Consider the following 17,168-nt stretch of genomic DNA (forward strand, 5'->3'; position numbering starts at 1 on the left):
GCGCGGGCGGCGCTATTTCGGTTTACAAGCACGCTCGTTCACATTGAGACCGGCTCCAGGATAGGAACCCTTCGATGCATACGGATATGAACGCTCTGCCCGACGACCTCGAGTCGCGGGTGATCGATTTGGCCAATCAGGCCATCGCCCATCAAACCGCCGGCGAATACCGGCAAGCCGCCAAGCATTGGGCGCGCGCCATCGATCTGGCCGACGCCGGACTCGACGGCGACGAAATCCGCCATTGGCTCAGCAGCGGCGCGGCCGAGGCGCTGTACCGCCTCGGCGACTACCCCGGCTGCATCCTCGCCGCGCGCGCGGCCCGCGAGTGGAGCCGGCAACAGCACGCGCCGTTGGCCGCCTTGTTGCTCGGTCAGGCGCTGCTGCGGCTGGGCCGGCGCGACGCAGCGCTGGAGGCCTTGCGCGAAGCGCGCTCCATCGGCGGCGAGGCGGTGTGGGACGCCATCGACCTCGACCTGCGCGCGGCGGTGGCGCGGTTGCTGCGCTCCTGCGCTGCTTGAGCACGGCGTCGCATTGAGCGGCGGCGCGGTTTCAGAACCGCGTCCACCACTGCACGTTGCGTTCGAAATGGCCGATCAAGGTCTGCACCAAGCGGTGCCGGGCCTCGGCCGGGCGCGTCTGCGCGTCGCCGCAGGCGATCACCCGGTCGACCGCGCCGTGCATGGCGCTGAAGAAGATCACCGCGGTCATGCGCGGATCCGGCGCGGCCCACACCCGCGCGGCGATCCCGCCTTCCAGCAACTCGACCAATTGATCGATCACCGGGTTGTCCTGGAACGCCTGGCGGTCGTAGCCGTTGTCGCGCGCGGCGTCGTGGAACAAGGCGTCGTGTAGCGCCACCTGCTCGAGGTAGGCGCTCACCGCCGTCTCCACCCAGGCGCGCAGGCGGGCGCCCCAATCGCCTTCGCGGCAGCGGTCCATCGCTTGCCGCACGCGCGCGACGAAGCCGTCGGCGAAGCGGTGTTCCAGCGCCTCGCGCAAGCGCCGGTCGGTGCCGAAGCGGGCGCGCAGGGTGTCTTCGTCGATCGCCGCGGCGGCGGCGATGCGCGCCAGCCGCAGCGCGCCGGTGCCGTAGGCGGCGACCAGACGCGCGGCGGCGTCCAGCGCCGGATCCGGCGGCAAGGCCAGGAACGCGGAGGCCGCGGCGGCTTCGCGCGCGCCGGCGGCGTCCGCCACCACGGGTCGCGGGACGGTCATGGGGAACGCCTAAAGATGAGAACCATTCTCATCATAGCCTATCGCCGGGATCCGCGCCGCCCCTCGCAGCTGTCGTCAACCTGTCGCAATCGCGCCCGCTCCGATCGCCTTTCGGCCGTCGCTCACCGATTTTCTCGCCTGGACAATTTTTCACCAATCCTCACCCGCGCTTGCGACCGCGATCGACATCCGCATGCGAACTCGAACGTCGCGCGCGAGCAAAACCGTTAGCGCGGAGCGGAAACGAATCCGACACGATCACACCTTGCGCGTGATTGAACGCGAGTCTGAGAGCGCGCGCGAAACGGCCTGTTTTCCAGGGAAATTACGTGATCCGAAAAACTCGCTTCGCGCACGGAAAGCGCGCTTGTCGGTGTATAAAAACCTTCACATATCCGTCTTGTGATAAGCCTCTCACCGCAGTCTTCGTAAATCCTCGACTTGTGATATGCCTCTCACCCACCTTGATGGACATGACTTGAGCGCTCGGGGATATTGATTCCGAAGGCGCCGCCCGGCGCATCCGCGCAGCGTCGCCTTCCGATGCGTTCGCGTCCGGCAACAGCGGCCGACGCGCGCATCGCAGATTCCTCCCCCTTTTGCTGCATCGATAAGAACTAAGGCCCACCGTCCGCCGCTCGCGCCGGATGGATACGGATAGAGGCCCTGCCCAGGCGCGTTGCGCCGCGGCGTGCTTGTACTTATTTGGATTCGCGACATACACGGAGAGGGGGCCACTCGTAAGAAACGAGTCGGCCGCAGGCTCGCGCGCATTCGTTACGGCGCGCCGACGGACCACGCGTCCGCCGGCCGGCGGCGTCGCGCGCTCCGGCGCCGGCTCAAAGGAAGCGCCATGAACGAACTCCATGCACCCGGCCTGCCGCTCACCACCGCTCAGCGCGGTTTGTGGGTGGGGCAGAAGCTCGCCTCGGCCGAAGCGACGTTGAACATCGCTGAAGCGGTGGAGATCCACGGCCCGGTCGAGCCGGCGCTGTTCCAGCGCGCCCTGCGCCAATTCGCCGAGGAAGCCGAGGCGGTGCGCGCGCGCATCGTCGAGCACAACGGCTTGCCGTATCAGATCGTGCGCGAGCGCTACGAGTTCGACACGCCCTATATCGATTTCAGCGCCGAGCCCGACCCGCGCGCCGCCGCCGAGCGCTGGATGGAGGCGGAGATCAACCGCCCCGTCGATCTCGCCCATGATCCGCTGTGGGTCGGCGCGATCTTCAAGTTCGCCGACGATCTGTATTGCTGGTACCAGCGCGCCCACCACACCGTCTACGACGGCTACAGCGGCGGCATGGCGGCCAAACGGCTCAACGAGCTGTATTGCGCGTACCGCGACGGCGTCGAGCCCGAACCTTGCGGCTACGGCACGCTGGCCTCGCTGGTGGAGGCCGAATCTTCTTATCGCGACTCCGACCGCTATCGCCGCGACCGCGAATACTGGCTCGAACAACTCGCCGACTTGCCCGAAGCGGTGACCCTGGCGCGCCGCCGCGTGCGCAACAACGGCGGCCTGCGCCGTTCCAGCGGCCGGGTCAGCGAAGCCGGGCGCGAACGTCTGGCCGAGATCGCGCGCGACAACGGCGTGAGCCTGCCGCAGGTGTTGATCGCGCTGATCGCCGCGTACTACCACCGCGCCAGCGGGGCGCAGGACCTGGTGTTCGGCATGCCGGTCACCGGCCGTTCCAGCCATGCGCTGCGCAGCACGCCGGGCATGGTCGCCAACGTGGTCGCGATCCGTCTGCAGATGCGCGCGGACATGAGCATGAGCGAGCTGTTCCAGCAGACCTCGCGCACGGTCAAGTCGGCGCTGCGCCATCAGCAGTACCGCTTCGAGGAACTGCGCCGCGATCTGGGGCTGGTCAATCCCGATCAGCACATGGCCTGGCTCGGCATCAACATCGAGCCTTACGACTACAACAACTTCCTCGGCCATCGCGGCAGCGCGCGCAATCTGCACAACGGCACCGCCGAAGATCTGACCGTGTTCGTGTTCGACCGGCTCGACGGCCAGGGGCTGAGCTTCGATTTCGACGCGAACCCGACCCTGTACCCGGCCGCCGACCTCGACGAGCACAAGCGCCGGCTGATGCGCCTGATCGATCAGGTGCTGGAACGTCCCGACATCGCGCTGGGCGCGATCGACGTGCTCGGCGACGAGGAACGCGCGCGCCTGCTGACGCAGTGGAACGCCACCGACGCCGAGCTGGAGGACAGCACCGCGCTGGCCCAGTTCCAGCGTCAGGCCGCGCGCACGCCCGACGCGGTCGCGGTGATCGCCGGCGCGACCCGCCTGAGCTATCGCGAACTCGACGAATCCAGCACGCGCTTGGCCCAGCGCTTGATCGCGCGCGGCGTGCGTGCCGGCGACACCGTCGCCATCGCCCTGCCGCGCGACGAAGTGCTGCCGGCCGCGTTGCTGGCGGTGTGGAAGGCCGGCGCGGCCTATCTGCCGCTGGATCCGGAAGCGCCGATGCAGCGCATCGCGCTGACCCTGGACGACGCCGCGCCGAGCCTGCTGCTGACCGCGCCGGCCTTCGCCGACGCCTTCGCCGGGCGCGGCCTGCCGCTGCTGTTCGCGCATGCCCAGGACGAGCGTTACGGCGCCGACGCCGCACCGGCGCTGCCGCAGGTCGGCGGCGATCATCTGGCTTACGTGATCTACACCTCCGGCTCGACCGGCGTGCCCAAGGGCGTGGAAATCGTCCAGCGCGGTTTCTGGAATTTCCTCCGCGCGATGCAGCGCGAGCTGCGGCCGCACGCGGACCAGCGCTATCTCGCCCAGACCACGGTCACTTTCGACATCGCCGGCCTGGAGCTGTTCCTGCCGCTCACCGTCGGCGCCGCGGCGGTGCTGACCACGGCCGAAGTCGCGCGCAATCCGCTGGCGCTGGCGCGCCTGATCGAAGAGCAGCGCATCGACGTGATGCAGGCCACGCCGTCGCTATGGCGCATGCTGCTGGCCAACGCCGACGCGCACCTGCAGCGCGTGCACGCGCTGATCGGCGGCGAAGCGCTGCAGCCGGAACTGGCGCAGCAGTTGGTGCGGCAGGCCGCGCGGGTGACCAATCTCTACGGCCCGACCGAAACCACGGTGTGGTCCACGGCGATGGAGATCACCGCCGAGGAACTCGCCGCCGGCAACGGCGCCTCGCCGCCGATCGGCCGGCCGCTGCTCAATACCCAGGTCTACGTGCTCGACGCCGCCGGCCAGCCGATGCCGGCCGGCAGCACCGGCGAGCTCTACATCGGCGGCCACGGCATCGCCCGCGGTTACCGCAACCGCGGCGAACTCAATGCCGAGCGCTTCCTCGCCGATCCGTTCCGCCCCGGCGGTCGCCTCTACCGCACCGGCGACCTCGCGCGCTGGCGCGACGACGGCGCGCTGGAATACCTCGGCCGCGCCGATCAGCAGGTCAAGATCCGCGGCCACCGGGTCGAACTCGGCGAAATCGAAGCGCAGCTGCGCGGTTTCGCGCAGATCGCCGAAGCCGCTGTCGCCCTGCACCGCGACAGCGCCGGCAACGCCTTGCTCACCGCGTATGTCGTGCCGGCCGCGGGCGCCGCGCTGGAACCCGAAACCCTGCGCCGCGCGCTCGCCGCGCGCCTGCCCGACTACATGGTGCCGGCGGCGTGGATCGAACAAGCGGCCTTGCCGATGACCTCCAGCGGCAAACTCGACCGCAAGGCGCTGCGCCCGCCCGAGCGCGACCGCCGCAGCGCCTACGTGGCGCCTCGCACCGAGACCGAGCGCAAGCTGGCGACGATCTGGCAACAGATCTTCAAGCTCGACCGCGTCGGCATCCACGACAACTTCTTCGAGCTCGGCGGCGATTCGCTGAGCGCGGCCGAACTGGTCGCCGCGCTGCCGCGCCACTTCGGCTCGGAGCTGTCGATGGGCGCGCTGTTCGAGGGCTCGACCATCGCCGGACTGGCCGCGGCGCTGGAGCGCAGCGGCGGCGACAACGATCCGCTCGGCGCGCTGCTGGCGTTGCGCGGCGGCGCGCAGGACCGCACCGAGGGCGAGCGGCCGCTGTTCTGCATCCACCCGGTCACCGGCGTCGGCTGGGCCTTCGCCGGCATGCTGCGGCAGCTCGAATTGCCGTTGTATGCGCTGCAATCGCGCGGCCTGCGCGGCGGCGCGCTGCCGGGCAGCATCGAGGAAATCGCCGCCGACTACATCGCGCAGATGCGCAAGGTGCAGCCGCAGGGGCCGTACCGCTTGCTGGGTTGGTCGCTGGGCGGACTGATCGGCCACGCCGTGGCCGCGCAGCTGCAGCGCGACGGCGCGCAGGTCGAGTTGCTGGCGATGATGGATTCCTATCCCTTCGCCGTCGAACCGGCCGTGCCCGACGAAGCCCAGCAGGCCCAGGCCGTGCTCAAGTTCCTCGGCTTCCACCACCGCTTGCGCGAAGCGCCGCAGGACATGCGCGCGCTGACCGAGCTGCTGTGCCAGGAGTACGAGGTGTTCTCCAATCCGCTGGTGCAGCAGGTGCTCAAGGACGACGCCAAGCTGATCGAGCACGTCGCCGCGGTCACCCGCAACAACCTGACCCTGGCGCGCCGCTACCTGCCCCAGCGCATCGACGCCGACGTGCTGTTCTTCGACGCCAAGCGCAAGGAGCGCGTCGACCTCGACGGCCTGCTGCATTACCGCGCCAACGCCTGGCAGGCGCACGTGGCCGGCCGCTTCGACGTGCACGAAATCGATTGCCACCACCAGACCATGCTCGAGCCGCGCGCGGCCGCGCACATCGGCCGGGTGCTGCGCGAGCGCCTGTTCGGCGCGAGCGCCGCGGCCGCGCGCGCCGACACGCCGCCGCCCGCGGCGTTGACCCCGGCCGCGCCGCTGATCGCCGCTTACTCGTAAGGAGACGTCCGTGTCCGCATCCCCGCTTCCCGTCAAAGCCGCAGACGCCGACGTCACCCCCGGCGCGGTGGTGATCTTCACCGTCGGCACCCAGGGCGACGCGCGCCCGTGCATCGGCCTGGGCCAGGCGCTCAAGCGCGCCGGCTATCCGGTGCGCATCGTCACCAGCGACAACTTCGCGCCGCTGGTGCGCGAGGCCGGGCTGGAGTTCTCCGCGATCAGCGCCGATTTCAGCGACCTGCTCACCAACAACCCCGAGACCGTCGATAAGGCGCTCAATCCCTGGTATCTGGTCAAGCACACCCGGGCCAAGTTCGCGCAATGGGCGGCGACCTGGGCGCAGGAAGCGCGGCCGGCGTGCAAGGGCGCGGCGCTGCTGGTCGGCACCGGCATAGTCACCCAGCTCGCCAAGGCGATCGGCGAGGCCGACGGCATTCCTTTCATCCAGGCGCATCTGCAGCCGTTCACGCCCTCGCGCAAGCTCTCGCCGCTGTCGTTCTGGTCCGAGCGCGAGTTCCCCGGCGCGGTCAACATGGCGCTGTTCTCGGTGATGAAGCTGCTGGCGTGGTACACGCTGAAGCCGGCGGTCAACGGCGCGATCCGGCCGCAGCTCAAGCTGCCGCTGTTTCCGTGGTACGGGCCGTTCTTCGACACCAATCCCGACCGCATGCGCGTGCTCTACGGCTACAGCCGCCACATCCTGCCGCCGCCGGACGATTGGCCGGAGCAGGTCAAGGTCACCGGCAGCTGGTTCCTCGATCAGGCCGACGTGTGGCAGCCGCCGCAAGGTCTGGCCGAGTTCCTCGCCGAGGGCGAAAAGCCGGTGTATTTCGGCTTCGGCAGCATGCTGGCCAACAACGCCGAAGCGCTGACTCAAGTGGTGCTCGACGCGGTGCGCATCGGCGGCCGCCGCGCCGTGCTTGCGACCGGTTGGGGCGGCCTGCGCTGCGAACCCGGGCGCTTGAACGACAAGGTCTACGTGATCGAAGCCGCACCGCACGATTGGCTGTTCCCGCGCATGGCCGCAACCGTGCAGCACGGCGGCGCCGGCACCACGGTGGCGGCGGCGCGCGCCGGCGTGCCGTCGGTGTTCGTGCCGTTCTTCGGCGATCAACCGTTCTGGGCGCGGCGCATGCACGCGCTGGGCGCCGCGCCGCCGGCGCTGGACCGGCGCACGGTCACCGCCGAGCAGATGGCGCAGGCGGTCGAGGAGGCGCTGCGTCCCGAGCGCGTGCACGCCGCGTACGAACTCGGCGAGAAGATCCGCGCCGAGAACGGCGGCGTCGCCGCGATCCGCGCGCTCAACGAATGGGGTTTGCTGCCGCCGCCGCGGCTGAGCCAGGACGCGCCGGCGTTGCCGCTGGAACGGGTGGCCTGAGTGTCCGGCGGCGCCGGGCGCGCCGCCATCGCATCGGCGCGGGCGCTCCGGCCTCTCCTCCCCTGTGGAGGGGCCGGAGCGCGAGGCGCATCGCGCGTTCGCCGCTTCGCCGCAGTCACAGCCTGGGAGACGCCCGGCGCGCACAATGGCGGACTGCCCCGCGGCGCATCCGCGCGCCGCCCGCGAGCGAGGCGTCCCCCATGCAAAGCACCGAAGTCGAACTCGAGCGCCTGCGCGTGCGCCGCGAGGCGCGCCGCGCCGAGTTGGCCGCGCACAGCGGCGTCAACCAGCGCGAAGGCCGCGCGCTGTGCCTGTCCGGCGGCGGCTACCGCGCCGCGCTGTTCCACTTGGGCGGGCTGCTGCGCCTGCACGAAGCCGGCCTGCTCGCGGGCCTGAGCCTGATCAGCTCGGTCTCCGGCGGCAGCATCGTGTCGGCGTGGCTGGCCTGCCGCTACCTCGACACCCGTCGCAACAAAGACGAAAGCTTCGCCGCGTGGAGCGACCGCATCGACTTCCGCGCGACGGTGGTCGAACCCTTCCGCGACGTCGCCGGGCGCGACATCCGCACCCTGCCGGTGCTGGCGACGCTGCCGTTCAACTGGATCAAGCCGTCGTGGCGCATCGGCTTGCTCGAACGCGGCTATATCCGCGCGTTCGGCGAACGCCATCTCGACGAGCTACCCGAATCGCCGGCGTTCGTGTTCTGCGCCACCGACCTGACCTTCGGCGTGAACTGGGAATTCTCGCGCCGCCGCGTCGGCGATTACCTCGCCGGCTATCTGCGCGACGGCGCGCGCCGAGTGCGGCTGAGTTGCGCGGTCGCCGCGTCCTCGTGCTTTCCGCCGGTGTTCGGGCCGGTGCGCTTCGACGCCGCGCCCGGCGACTACCAGCGCGGCGATTACCGCGGCGACGACGCCGACGAACTGCGCGCGCGCATCGAACTCAGCGACGGCGGCGTCTACGACAACCTCGCCACCGAGCCGAGCCTGCGGCGGTATCGCGAAGTGCTGGTCTCCGACGCCGGCGGCCCGTTCGTGTTCGAGAGCAAGCGCTGGTGGCTGTCGCGGCTGCTGCGCTACACCCAGGTCATGAGCAATCAGGCCGAAGCGCTGCGCAAGCGGCTGTTCTTCGGCCAATCGGAAATCGGCTCGCTGATCGGCGTGTACTGGAGCCTGACCGGCTATCGCGACGAAGGCGCCGACGGCTACAGCCCGGCGCTGGTGCGCGACGTCCTCGGCCGCCTGCGCACCGATCTGGACCGCTTCCTCGACGTCGAATTCGAAGTGCTGGTCAACCACGGCTACTTCGCCGCGCACGACGCGCTGTGGCGGCAGAACGGCTGGGTGTCGGAGGCCGCGCCGCCGGCGTGGCCGTATCCCGAACGCGCCGACGAAGGCCGCGTGCGGCATTGGCTGCGGCGCAGCCATGCGCGGGTGCTGCATCGCCGCTGGTGGGGCGCGACCTGAGCATCGCGTAGCAGCCGAAGCTCCTGTAGGAGCGGCGCAAGCCGCGACCAACCGAACCGACGCACGCGAGCGCATTCATCCGAAGCCCGGACAACCGGCGCTCACGGCGAGTCGCATTAGCCATCCGGGCTTCGGCGAAGGCGCTTTCGTCAATCGCTTCGGTTGGTCGCGGCTCACGCCGCTCCTACACGGAACCTCCGCGCCTAACGGCTCAACCCTTGCCGTGCACGCAAGGCGCGAACAAATCCATCGGCTTCTGATACACGCCGGTCTCCACCTGCATCAAGCCCAACACCGAATGGAACAGGTTGTCCTGGCTCGCCGGCTTCGCCGACTCCGCGCGCAGGCATTGCAGGTCCAGGCCGCGCGAGGCGGCGAAGCCCGGCGAGAACCACATCACCATCGGCACCTTGGTCTGGGTCTTCGGCGCGATCGCGTACGGCACGCCGTGCAGGTACAGCCCGTTCTCGCCCAGCGATTCGCCGTGGTCGGACAGGTAGATCATCGCGGTATCGCGCGAGGTGTCCTCGGCCAGGTAGCGGATCGTGCGGGCGAGGAATTCGTCGGTCGCCATCACCGCGTTGTCGTAGGCGTTGACGATCTGCTCGCGGTCGCATTTCCCCAGTTCGTTGGTGTCGCAGGTCGGGGTGTAGCGGCGCAGACGCTCGGGATAGCGGCGGAAATACGCCGGGCCGTGATTGCCGAGCTGGTGCAGCACCACCACCGCGTCGCCCGGCTTGGCGCCGATGCGCTCGCGCAGGCCGCCCAGCATCACTTCGTCGAAGCAACCGTCCGGGCCGCAGAACTTGGGATCGGTGCCGTGCTCGAACGACTCGAACGCCAGCCCCTTGCACACGTTCTTGCAACCGGTCTGGTTGTCGCGCCACAAGGTCTGGATGCCGGCGTACTCGAGCACGTTGAGCAGCGATTCCGAACCCTGGATGCGGTCCTTGTCGTAATTGGCGCGGCCGTAGGGCGAGAACATGCACGGCACCGAGACTTCGGTGCTGCTGCCGCAGGCGGTCATGTCGGGGAAGTTGATCGGCCCGATCCGCGCCAGCTCCGGCGTGGTCTGGCGCGCGTAGCCGTTGAGTCCCCAGTTCTGCGCGCGCACCGTTTCGCCGACCACCAGCACCAGCAGGCGCGGTTTCGGGCTGGCCGCGCGCGACGCGGCGACGCGCGCGTCGGTGCCGATGGGCGCGCGGCCGCGCACGCGCGAGGTCGAGTCGTCCAGCGCGACCCGCGCCAGCGACACGAGGTAATTGGCCGGCGTCACCAGATGCCGCACTTCCTTGTGGTTGCGCATCAGCGCCGAGATGTCCTGGAACGCGCCCATCAGCGCCAAGCCGGCCAGCGCCAGCGACGCTACCAGCAAGCCCAGCCGCAGCAGCAGCGCGCGCGCCAGCGGCCGGGCCTTGATCCGCACCCGCCACAGCAGTACCGCCGGCAGCACGCCGTACAGCAGCAGCGGCAGAATCAGGCCGGCGGTGAACAGCTCCGCCGATTCCTTGCCGTCGGACTGCAGCACGTTGCGGATCATCCCGGTGTCGAGATAGATCCCGTACTGGCTCATGAAATGCGCGGCGCCCGCGGTGACCAACAGCAGCACCGTCAGCAGCGGCTTGACCGTCCAGCGATTGAGCAACACGCCCAGCAGCAAGGAGGTGATCGCGACGATGGCGACGAACGCGCAGATCGCCACCCACGCGCCGTGCCCGCCGGCGAAGGCGCCGGCGGCCGAGGCCGCGCGCCAGAACGCGTTGTTGGCGAGCGCGGCGAAGAACACGCTGGCGACGACGACGATGGTCTCGACGCTCAGCTCGGGCCGGTACGACAGCCACGCGGGCCAGCGCAGCGGGGTGCGGGCGACGGCGCTCATCGGCCCGCCCCTTCCAGCGCGGACGCCGCGGCCGGCTGCGCGCGCGGCGCCTCGCGCCGCGCCATCGCCAGATACAGCGTCAGCGCGACGAACCAGCTGATCGCCAGCGTCCACACATCGTGCGAGAGGAAGTGCGCGCCGCGCAGCTGCTGGGAAATGCCGAACACCAAGCCGACGCCCAGGCCGATCGCCAGCCCCGTCCAGCGCAGCCGCGGCCGCACTTGCAGGAAGAAAAAGTACAGCGCCACCCAGGCGTAGCCGCCGCTGGCGTGGCCGGCGGGGAAGCACACGCCGCGGTCGAGCCCGGCCGGGCGCGAGGCGAACAGGCCGTAGAACGGCAGGTCGCCGCCGTAGCGGGCCAGATCCCAGGGGCAATCCATATTGGTCAGCGACTTCAGGCCCGACACCAGCGACACCGACAACAGCGTCGCCAGCAGCAGATAGGCCAGCGGCCGGCGCCAATCGGCCAGCGCCGGGCGCGAGCGCGCGAACACCCAGAACGCGAACGCGCCCAGCCACGCCGCGGTGCTGGCGTCGCGGCCGAAGCGGTGGATCACGTGCTCGGTCAGATAAGCGTTTTCCAAGGCCCAGCGCCCGCCTTGCAGCGCGTACCACCGGTCGGCCAGCCAGAAATCGCCGCCCAGGCCCATGCTCAGCGTCGACAGCGCGAGCACGGCGAGCAGCGGCCACAGCGCATGACGCAAGACGAAACGGCGCGCGGATACGCCGGCGGCCACGCCGGGCAGAACGGCGGGCAAAGCGGCGGGCCGGAGCGCGGCGGGCGCGAGCGGCGTGGAAGCGGAACGATTCATCGACGGCGACGGAGCTCGTGAGCGGACGTGAGAAACCCGCGCGGCGACGGCAACGGCACCGAAGCGGGTCGTCGGCGATGATCGAAACGGCGCTGTCGGAGAGCGGTCGGAACCGGGTTGGCGCCCCGTTAAACGGGGAAAATCCGACCGTTTTCGCCTCGTCTCGTTCAGATTCGGCGTGTCTAAGCCCTTGTTCCGACGCGACTCCGACGCCACCGTAGCCACACTGCCGGCCTGCGCCGGAGACCGGGGATGTCCACGCGCCCATGCCCGGCCGCGTTAACAACCGGCAAGACCTCGCGCCCCGCCATGGGGCACACTCATTCAGCCGCCCCCGCGGCAGGAGACTCGGCGCATGCGCCTGCTGGTGGTGGAAGACAATCGCAACCTGGTCGCCAACCTCTTCGATTACTTCGAGGCGCGCGGCTACACCCTCGACGCCGCGCCCGACGGCCCGACCGGCCTGCATCTGGCGGTGACCCAGCGCTACGACGCGATCGTGCTCGACTGGATGCTGCCGCGCCTGGACGGCCGCGAAGTGCTGCGCAGCCTGCGCGAGGAAGCCGGTTCCGACGTGCCGGTGCTGATGCTGACCGCGCGCGACGAGCTGCCCGACAAGATCGCCGGCTTCCGCGCCGGCGCCGACGACTACCTGACCAAGCCCTTCGCCCTGCCGGAACTCGAGGTGCGCCTGGAAGCGCTGGCCGCGCGCGCCGCCGGCCGCGGCCGCAGCAAGCTGCTGCAGGTCGCCGACCTCAAGCTCGACCTGACCACGCTGGAAGTCAGCCGCGGCGGCCGCTCGCTGCATCTGTACCCGGCCTGCCGCAAATTGCTGGAAGTGCTGATGCAATCCAGCCCCGGCGCGGTCACCCGCGAGCGCCTGGAACACGCGCTGTGGGGCGACAGCCCGCCCGACGGCGACATGCTGCGCTCGCATATCTACGAATTGCGCCGCGCGGTCGACGGGCCGTACCCGCTCAAGCTGATCCAGACCTTGCCGCGCGTGGGCTACCGTCTGGCGGCGCCGGCCGACGCCGAGGCCGCCGAGGCCGATGCCCACTCCGCCTGAGTCCGCGCCCGGCGAAGCCGCCGCCGCGCCGCGTCCGCGCGCGCGCTCGAGCCTGCGCCACCGCATCCTGCTGGGCCTGTTCGGCTACACCGCGCTGCTGTCCATCGCGGTGGTGGTGCAAGGGTTCTTCGTCAACGAACACGCCGAACACTTGGTGTGGACTTCGTTGATGAACACCGAGCTCGACTATTTCATCGAGCGCAGCCGCGGCGACCCGGATTACCGCTGGAGCGACACCCAGGCGCTGTCGCTGTACGACAGCGCCACCCGTCCGCCGCCGCGCGAGCTGGCGAAGTTGCCGCCGGGCGTGCACGACGAGGTCATCGTCGCCGGCAGCGAGTACGTGACCCTGGTGCGCGACATCGACGGCCGCCGGCTGACCCTGGCGCTGGACATCGACGACATGGAGCACCGCGAGTTCGACCTCGCGCTGACCATCGCCGGTTCGGCCATCACCACCTTGCTGCTGCTGTGCGTGGTGATCGGCTGGGGCGTGCACCGGCTGGTGCGGCCGCTGACCAACATGGCCCAGCGCATCGGCGACCTGCGCCCGGACCGCTCCGGCCAGCGCGTGGAGGTGCCCGAATCGGCCAGTTCGGAACTGGTGGTGATCGCCGAGGCGGTCAACGACTACCTGCAGCGCAACGACCGCTTCGTCGAACGCGAGCGCGCCTTCGTCGACAGCGCCAGCCACGAACTGCGCACGCCGATCTCGGTGATCGCCGGCGCGGCCGAGATCGCCCTGGACCAAAACGAACTGCCGGCCGGAACACGGCATCAGCTCAACCGCATCCGCCGCACCTCGCGCGATGTCGAGCAGCTGATCTCGCTGCTGCTGGTGCTGGCCAAGGATCCCAAGCGCCTGAGCGCCAACAGCGACCGCGTCGCGCTCGATCATTTGCTGCCGGAAATCGTCGAAGACCATCAGCATCTGACCCGCGACAAGGATCTGACCTTGATGGTCGCGCCGCTGCCGCCTTGCGAGATCCTCGCGCCGCTGCCGATCGTGCAGGCCGCCATCGGCAACCTGCTGCGCAACGCCATCGAGAACAGCGACCGCGGCGAAATCGCGATCCGCCTGCTGCCCGACGCCACCGTGGTGATCGAAGACCCGGGCCACGGCATGACTCCGGAAGAGATCAGCGCGATCTACGCCCGCGTCGCCCGCGGCGGACGCGAGGGCGGCGGCATCGGCCTGGATTTGATCTCACGCCTGTGCGAGCACCTGGGCTGGTCGCTGCGCTTCGACAAGGCCGAACGCGGGACGCGCACGACCTTGTCGCTGGCGGCGTCGCTGGCCGCGGAAGTTTGAAGCGGCGCGCCGGCGCCGCGGGAAGCGTCGCGTCCGAAGGCGTTGCCGCGAGGCAGCGCCTTCGTTACGGGGTTGGCGCCTTGCGTCGACGGGATTTCATCGCAACCCGCCCGAGCTTCGCGCTCGCGCGAGGCTTCGCCCGCGACGCCTTCGACGCGAACCGAGTCATCCTTGCAACCGCTCCGGCACCGCCAAGGCCTCGCCCGCCTGCACCCGCCGGTACGCCTGCTCCACCGCCTGCGCCCCGTACTTCAGCTCCAGGCGCTTGACGATGAAATGCCCGCGCGCCATGTCCTGATAGTGATTGGTGAACAACACATTCATCGTCGCCGCGGTCGCCGCGCCGATCACCGGCACGATCTGCGCCGCGGTCTTCTCGGTGATGATCACGCCGAAGCGCGTGGCGACCGTATCGATCAGCTTGGCCATCCACGTCGCCGTCTGCTTCTTGGCATAGGCCTGGGTGAGCTCGTGCGCGCCGCGGTGGCCGGCCAGATGCACCAACTCGCGGGTCGCGTTCTTGGTCAGCTCCGACAGCATCCCGCGCGAAGCGTAATACCCCGACTCGGCCGCATCGTCGCGCTTGCTGTTGCCGCCGAACGCGAACACCTCCACGCACGCCGCCTGCACCCACGGTTCGGACAGCGAAAAACCCTCGCTGCGCGCGATGTCGGCGACCGACCGCATCATAATCACCGTGGTCACCGGCAGCTCGACCGCCAACCCGGCCATGCCGAACAAACCGCCGGCCGCGCCCGACACCGCCGCGGCCAGCTTATGGGTCTTGGTCGAAGCGCGCTTGCTCGGCGCCTCCTTGACCGTGCGCAACGCAGCCCCCGCGGCCTTGTGCATCGCCGCGTGGGCGATCTTGTGGATGCGCTCGTGCGCGAACTTCGGCAGCTTGGACAGGCCGAACTCGATCGGCGCGCCGGCCAGCGCGGCCATGCGCGCGGTGATCGACGGCGTCTCCAACAGCGCCACCGCGCGCTTGAGATCGGCCGCATCGACCGGATGGTTCAGCAACTGCGCATCGTCCTGGATCATCGCCTCTCGCCTCGCATCGCCGGAATCCCTGGCCGGCGGCCGGTCGCGAGAGCGGCTCGCGACTTGGCGTAGGTTGGGGTGGCGGGGGGCGGCGACAAGGCCGAGCCCCGCCGCCGTTCAGCGCTGCGGCGGCCGCCTCTTGTAGGAGCGGCGCGAGCCGCGACCGCGCCGCGACGATCGCGACGCAACGGCGCGATCGTCGTCGGCGTCCCGCTACGGCTCGAAAGCGACGACGGGGCGAAACCATCGGGCACGGGGGGAGATGCGCTGTAGTTTTATCGGCGCGGTCGCGGCTTGCGCCGCTCCTACAGGTGGATTCGGCGAGCTGCGCGGGCTCAGGCAACCGCGCGCAGAGAGCGCTCCGCCACCAGCCGATCCACCAGCGCATCCACCTCCCGCTCCGCACGCTCCAACGAAGCGCGCAGCCGCTCGCCGCCGAATTCGTCGTACTCCGCCGCCACCCCGTGCGATTCGACGATGCCGATGTAGCGCATCGGGGTCAGCACGCCGGGTTCGACGTGGTTGATCGCTTCCAGCCGCTCGCCCTTGCCGTAACCGTAGTCGCCGCGCGAGCTCAGCAGGATCAGTTGTTTGCCGTGGTCGGCCAGCATCGGCCAGTACGGTTCGCCTTCGCGCGAGCGGTCGAAGCCGAAGGTGCGGCCGACCCGCACGACGTTGTCGATCCAGGCCTTGAGCTGGGCCGGCATGCCGAAGTTGTACATCGGCACGCCGACGACGATGACGTCGGCGGCGAGCAGTTCGTCGACCAGCGCGTCGCTCTCGGCCAGGGCGTCGCGCATCCAGGCTTCGCGCCGCTCGGGCGGGGTGAAGGCGGCATGGATCCAGCCGCCGGTGACCGGCGCGGGCGGGTGCAGGCCGACGTCGCGCACGGTCGTTTCGTCGTCGGGGCGCAGTTCGCGCCAGCGGCGCACGAAGCGCCCGCTCAGGCGGCGGCTGTGCGAGCCGTAGGCTTGGGTGTCGGACCCGCCGGAGCGGGCGCTGGAATCGATGTGGAGCAGTCGGGTCATGACGGGGCTCGGGTCGTTATGGATGAGTCCGGCTTGGCCTGTTCGGCGCCTTGCCGGGATGGGAGCCATGTTGAAACTCGCCACGACGGGCGACAAACTCCGATTTCTCAACCGACGAGTGAGCTGACCTCATCCATGCCCGGCCGCCGCCTGCCCCCGCTGAGCGCCCTGCGCGCGTTCGAGGCCGCCGCCCGACTGCGCAGCTTCAAGCGCGCCGCCGAGGAGTTGTCGGTCACCCCGACCGCGGTCAGCCACCAGATCCGCGCGCTGGAGGAACACGTCGGCGTGCGCCTGTTCGAGCGCCAGACCCGCCGGGTCGCGCTCACCGCCGAGGCCGAGCGCCTGTTCCCGGTGCTGCGCGACGGCTTCGACGCCTTCGCCGCCGCGATCGAAGCGCTGCGCGCGACGCCGCAGCGCCGCGCGCTGACCTTGTCGGCGCCGCTGTCGTTCACCGCGAAATGGCTGGTGCCGCGCATGGCCTCGTTCCGTCAGGCCTGCCCCGGCCTGGACCTGCGCCTGCACGCCTCCGACGACCCGGTCGATCTGCGCGCCGGCGTCGCCGACGCGGCGATCCGCTACGGCCGCGGCCCGTATCCCGACCTCGCCGCCGAGCCGCTGATCGAAAACCGCTTCGCGCCGGTGTGCAGCCCGCGGCTCGCGTTGCGCCAGCCGCGCGAGTTGCCCGCGCACATGCTGCTGCATTCGGAATGGCGCCATCCCACCGCCGATACGCCGACGTGGCGGCTCTGGCGCGAGCGCGCCGGACTGGCCGAACTCGCCGGCCTGGACGTGGACGCCGGCCTGCGCTTCACCGACGAAAGCCACGCCATTCAAGCCGCGATCGCGGGGCATGGCGTGGCGCTGTTGAGTTTGGCCCTGGTCGCCGACGACTTGGCCAGCGGCGCGCTGGTGCAGCCGTTCGGCCCGATCCTCGACGGCTACCCGCATTGGTTCGTGCGGGCGCCCGGGCCGGAGAACGCGGAGTTGTCGGCCTTGCGCGCCTGGCTGCGCGTGCAAGCGGTCGGTCTGGAAGTTAGCGAATAGAAGATAGGAGGCAGCGAAAAGCAGAGCGTCGATGCCGCGCTT

Annotated in this window: 12 protein-coding genes; 7 read left to right on the forward strand and 5 right to left on the reverse strand. The window is 70.0% G+C overall.

What is annotated here, in order from left to right; genetic code table 11:
• Positions 1–86 precede the first annotated feature (86 nt).
• On the forward strand, positions 87–521 hold the full coding sequence (locus tag J5226_RS02190) for a hypothetical protein (RefSeq protein WP_215838231.1): 435 nt from the start codon (positions 87–89) through the stop codon (positions 519–521).
• A 31-nt stretch (positions 522–552) separates the two neighbouring features.
• Here J5226_RS02190 and J5226_RS02195 read toward each other — a convergent pair whose 3' ends face one another.
• Complete coding sequence (locus tag J5226_RS02195; protein ID WP_215838232.1) at positions 553–1,218, reverse strand: hypothetical protein; 666 nt, start codon at positions 1,216–1,218, stop codon at positions 553–555.
• Between the two features lie 853 nt (positions 1,219–2,071).
• On the opposite strand from J5226_RS02195, the gene J5226_RS02200 reads away from it, so the two are divergent.
• From J5226_RS02200 to J5226_RS02210, 3 genes are all read left to right on the forward strand, one after another.
• Positions 2,072–6,094, forward strand: a complete 4,023-nt coding sequence (locus tag J5226_RS02200; RefSeq protein ID WP_215838233.1) for a non-ribosomal peptide synthetase — start codon at positions 2,072–2,074, stop codon at positions 6,092–6,094.
• A gap of 10 nt (positions 6,095–6,104) precedes the next feature.
• The gene (locus tag J5226_RS02205) at positions 6,105–7,472 is read left to right on the forward strand and encodes a glycosyltransferase (RefSeq protein ID WP_215838234.1); all 1,368 of its coding nucleotides are present in this window, start codon (positions 6,105–6,107) and stop codon (positions 7,470–7,472) included.
• 200 nt (positions 7,473–7,672) lie between these two features.
• On the forward strand, positions 7,673–8,938 hold the full coding sequence (locus J5226_RS02210; RefSeq protein WP_215838235.1) for a patatin-like phospholipase family protein: 1,266 nt from the start codon (positions 7,673–7,675) through the stop codon (positions 8,936–8,938).
• A 211-nt stretch (positions 8,939–9,149) separates the two neighbouring features.
• On the opposite strand, the gene J5226_RS02215 is transcribed toward J5226_RS02210, so the two are convergent.
• Positions 9,150–10,817: a phosphoethanolamine--lipid A transferase gene (locus J5226_RS02215; RefSeq protein ID WP_215838236.1), complete on the reverse strand. Its 1,668-nt coding sequence runs from the start codon at positions 10,815–10,817 to the stop codon at positions 9,150–9,152.
• A complete protein-coding gene (locus J5226_RS02220; protein WP_215838237.1) occupies positions 10,814–11,629 on the reverse strand; it encodes a phosphatase PAP2 family protein in 816 nt (271 codons plus the stop codon). The genes J5226_RS02215 and J5226_RS02220 overlap by 4 nt, the downstream gene beginning before the upstream one ends.
• 355 nt (positions 11,630–11,984) lie before the next feature.
• Between J5226_RS02220 and J5226_RS02225 the strand changes: the two genes are divergently transcribed.
• Both J5226_RS02225 and J5226_RS02230 read left to right on the forward strand, forming a co-directional pair.
• Positions 11,985–12,698 carry a response regulator transcription factor gene (locus J5226_RS02225; protein ID WP_215838238.1) on the forward strand — a complete coding sequence of 238 codons (714 nt, stop codon included), beginning with the start codon at positions 11,985–11,987 and terminating at the stop codon, positions 12,696–12,698.
• The gene (locus J5226_RS02230; RefSeq protein ID WP_215838239.1) at positions 12,682–14,010 is read left to right on the forward strand and encodes a HAMP domain-containing sensor histidine kinase; all 1,329 of its coding nucleotides are present in this window, start codon (positions 12,682–12,684) and stop codon (positions 14,008–14,010) included. The genes J5226_RS02225 and J5226_RS02230 overlap by 17 nt, the downstream gene beginning before the upstream one ends.
• 165 nt (positions 14,011–14,175) lie before the next feature.
• Here the strand turns inward: J5226_RS02230 and J5226_RS02235 are convergent, their stop codons facing one another.
• Together J5226_RS02235 and J5226_RS02240 are read right to left on the reverse strand one after the other, a co-directional pair.
• Positions 14,176–15,054, reverse strand: a complete 879-nt coding sequence (locus tag J5226_RS02235) for an EcsC family protein (RefSeq protein WP_215838240.1) — start codon at positions 15,052–15,054, stop codon at positions 14,176–14,178.
• Positions 15,055–15,389: 335 nt separating this feature from the next.
• Complete coding sequence (locus J5226_RS02240) at positions 15,390–16,082, reverse strand: NAD(P)H-dependent oxidoreductase (RefSeq protein WP_215838241.1); 693 nt, start codon at positions 16,080–16,082, stop codon at positions 15,390–15,392.
• Positions 16,083–16,217: 135 nt separating this feature from the next.
• On the opposite strand from J5226_RS02240, the gene gcvA reads away from it, so the two are divergent.
• Complete coding sequence (gcvA, locus tag J5226_RS02245) at positions 16,218–17,126, forward strand: transcriptional regulator GcvA (protein ID WP_215838242.1); 909 nt, start codon at positions 16,218–16,220, stop codon at positions 17,124–17,126.
• The last annotated feature ends 42 nt before the right edge of the window (positions 17,127–17,168 follow it).

The sequence above is a fragment of the Lysobacter sp. K5869 genome, from assembly GCF_018847975.1.
Classification (GTDB): Bacteria; Pseudomonadota; Gammaproteobacteria; order Xanthomonadales; family Xanthomonadaceae; genus Lysobacter.

Coding starts and splice junctions, on each gene's coding strand:
- J5226_RS02190 (WP_215838231.1), top strand. CDS start 87: ATGAACGCTCTGCCCGACGACCTCGAGTCGCGGGTGATCGATTTGGCC.
- J5226_RS02195 (WP_215838232.1), bottom strand. CDS start 1,218: ATGACCGTCCCGCGACCCGTGGTGGCGGACGCCGCCGGCGCGCGCGAA.
- J5226_RS02200 (WP_215838233.1), top strand. CDS start 2,072: ATGAACGAACTCCATGCACCCGGCCTGCCGCTCACCACCGCTCAGCGC.
- J5226_RS02210 (WP_215838235.1), top strand. CDS start 7,673: ATGCAAAGCACCGAAGTCGAACTCGAGCGCCTGCGCGTGCGCCGCGAG.
- J5226_RS02215 (WP_215838236.1), bottom strand. CDS start 10,817: ATGAGCGCCGTCGCCCGCACCCCGCTGCGCTGGCCCGCGTGGCTGTCG.
- J5226_RS02220 (WP_215838237.1), bottom strand. CDS start 11,629: ATGAATCGTTCCGCTTCCACGCCGCTCGCGCCCGCCGCGCTCCGGCCC.
- J5226_RS02225 (WP_215838238.1), top strand. CDS start 11,985: ATGCGCCTGCTGGTGGTGGAAGACAATCGCAACCTGGTCGCCAACCTC.
- J5226_RS02230 (WP_215838239.1), top strand. CDS start 12,682: ATGCCCACTCCGCCTGAGTCCGCGCCCGGCGAAGCCGCCGCCGCGCCG.
- J5226_RS02235 (WP_215838240.1), bottom strand. CDS start 15,054: ATGATCCAGGACGATGCGCAGTTGCTGAACCATCCGGTCGATGCGGCC.
- J5226_RS02240 (WP_215838241.1), bottom strand. CDS start 16,082: ATGACCCGACTGCTCCACATCGATTCCAGCGCCCGCTCCGGCGGGTCC.
- gcvA (WP_215838242.1), top strand. CDS start 16,218: ATGCCCGGCCGCCGCCTGCCCCCGCTGAGCGCCCTGCGCGCGTTCGAG.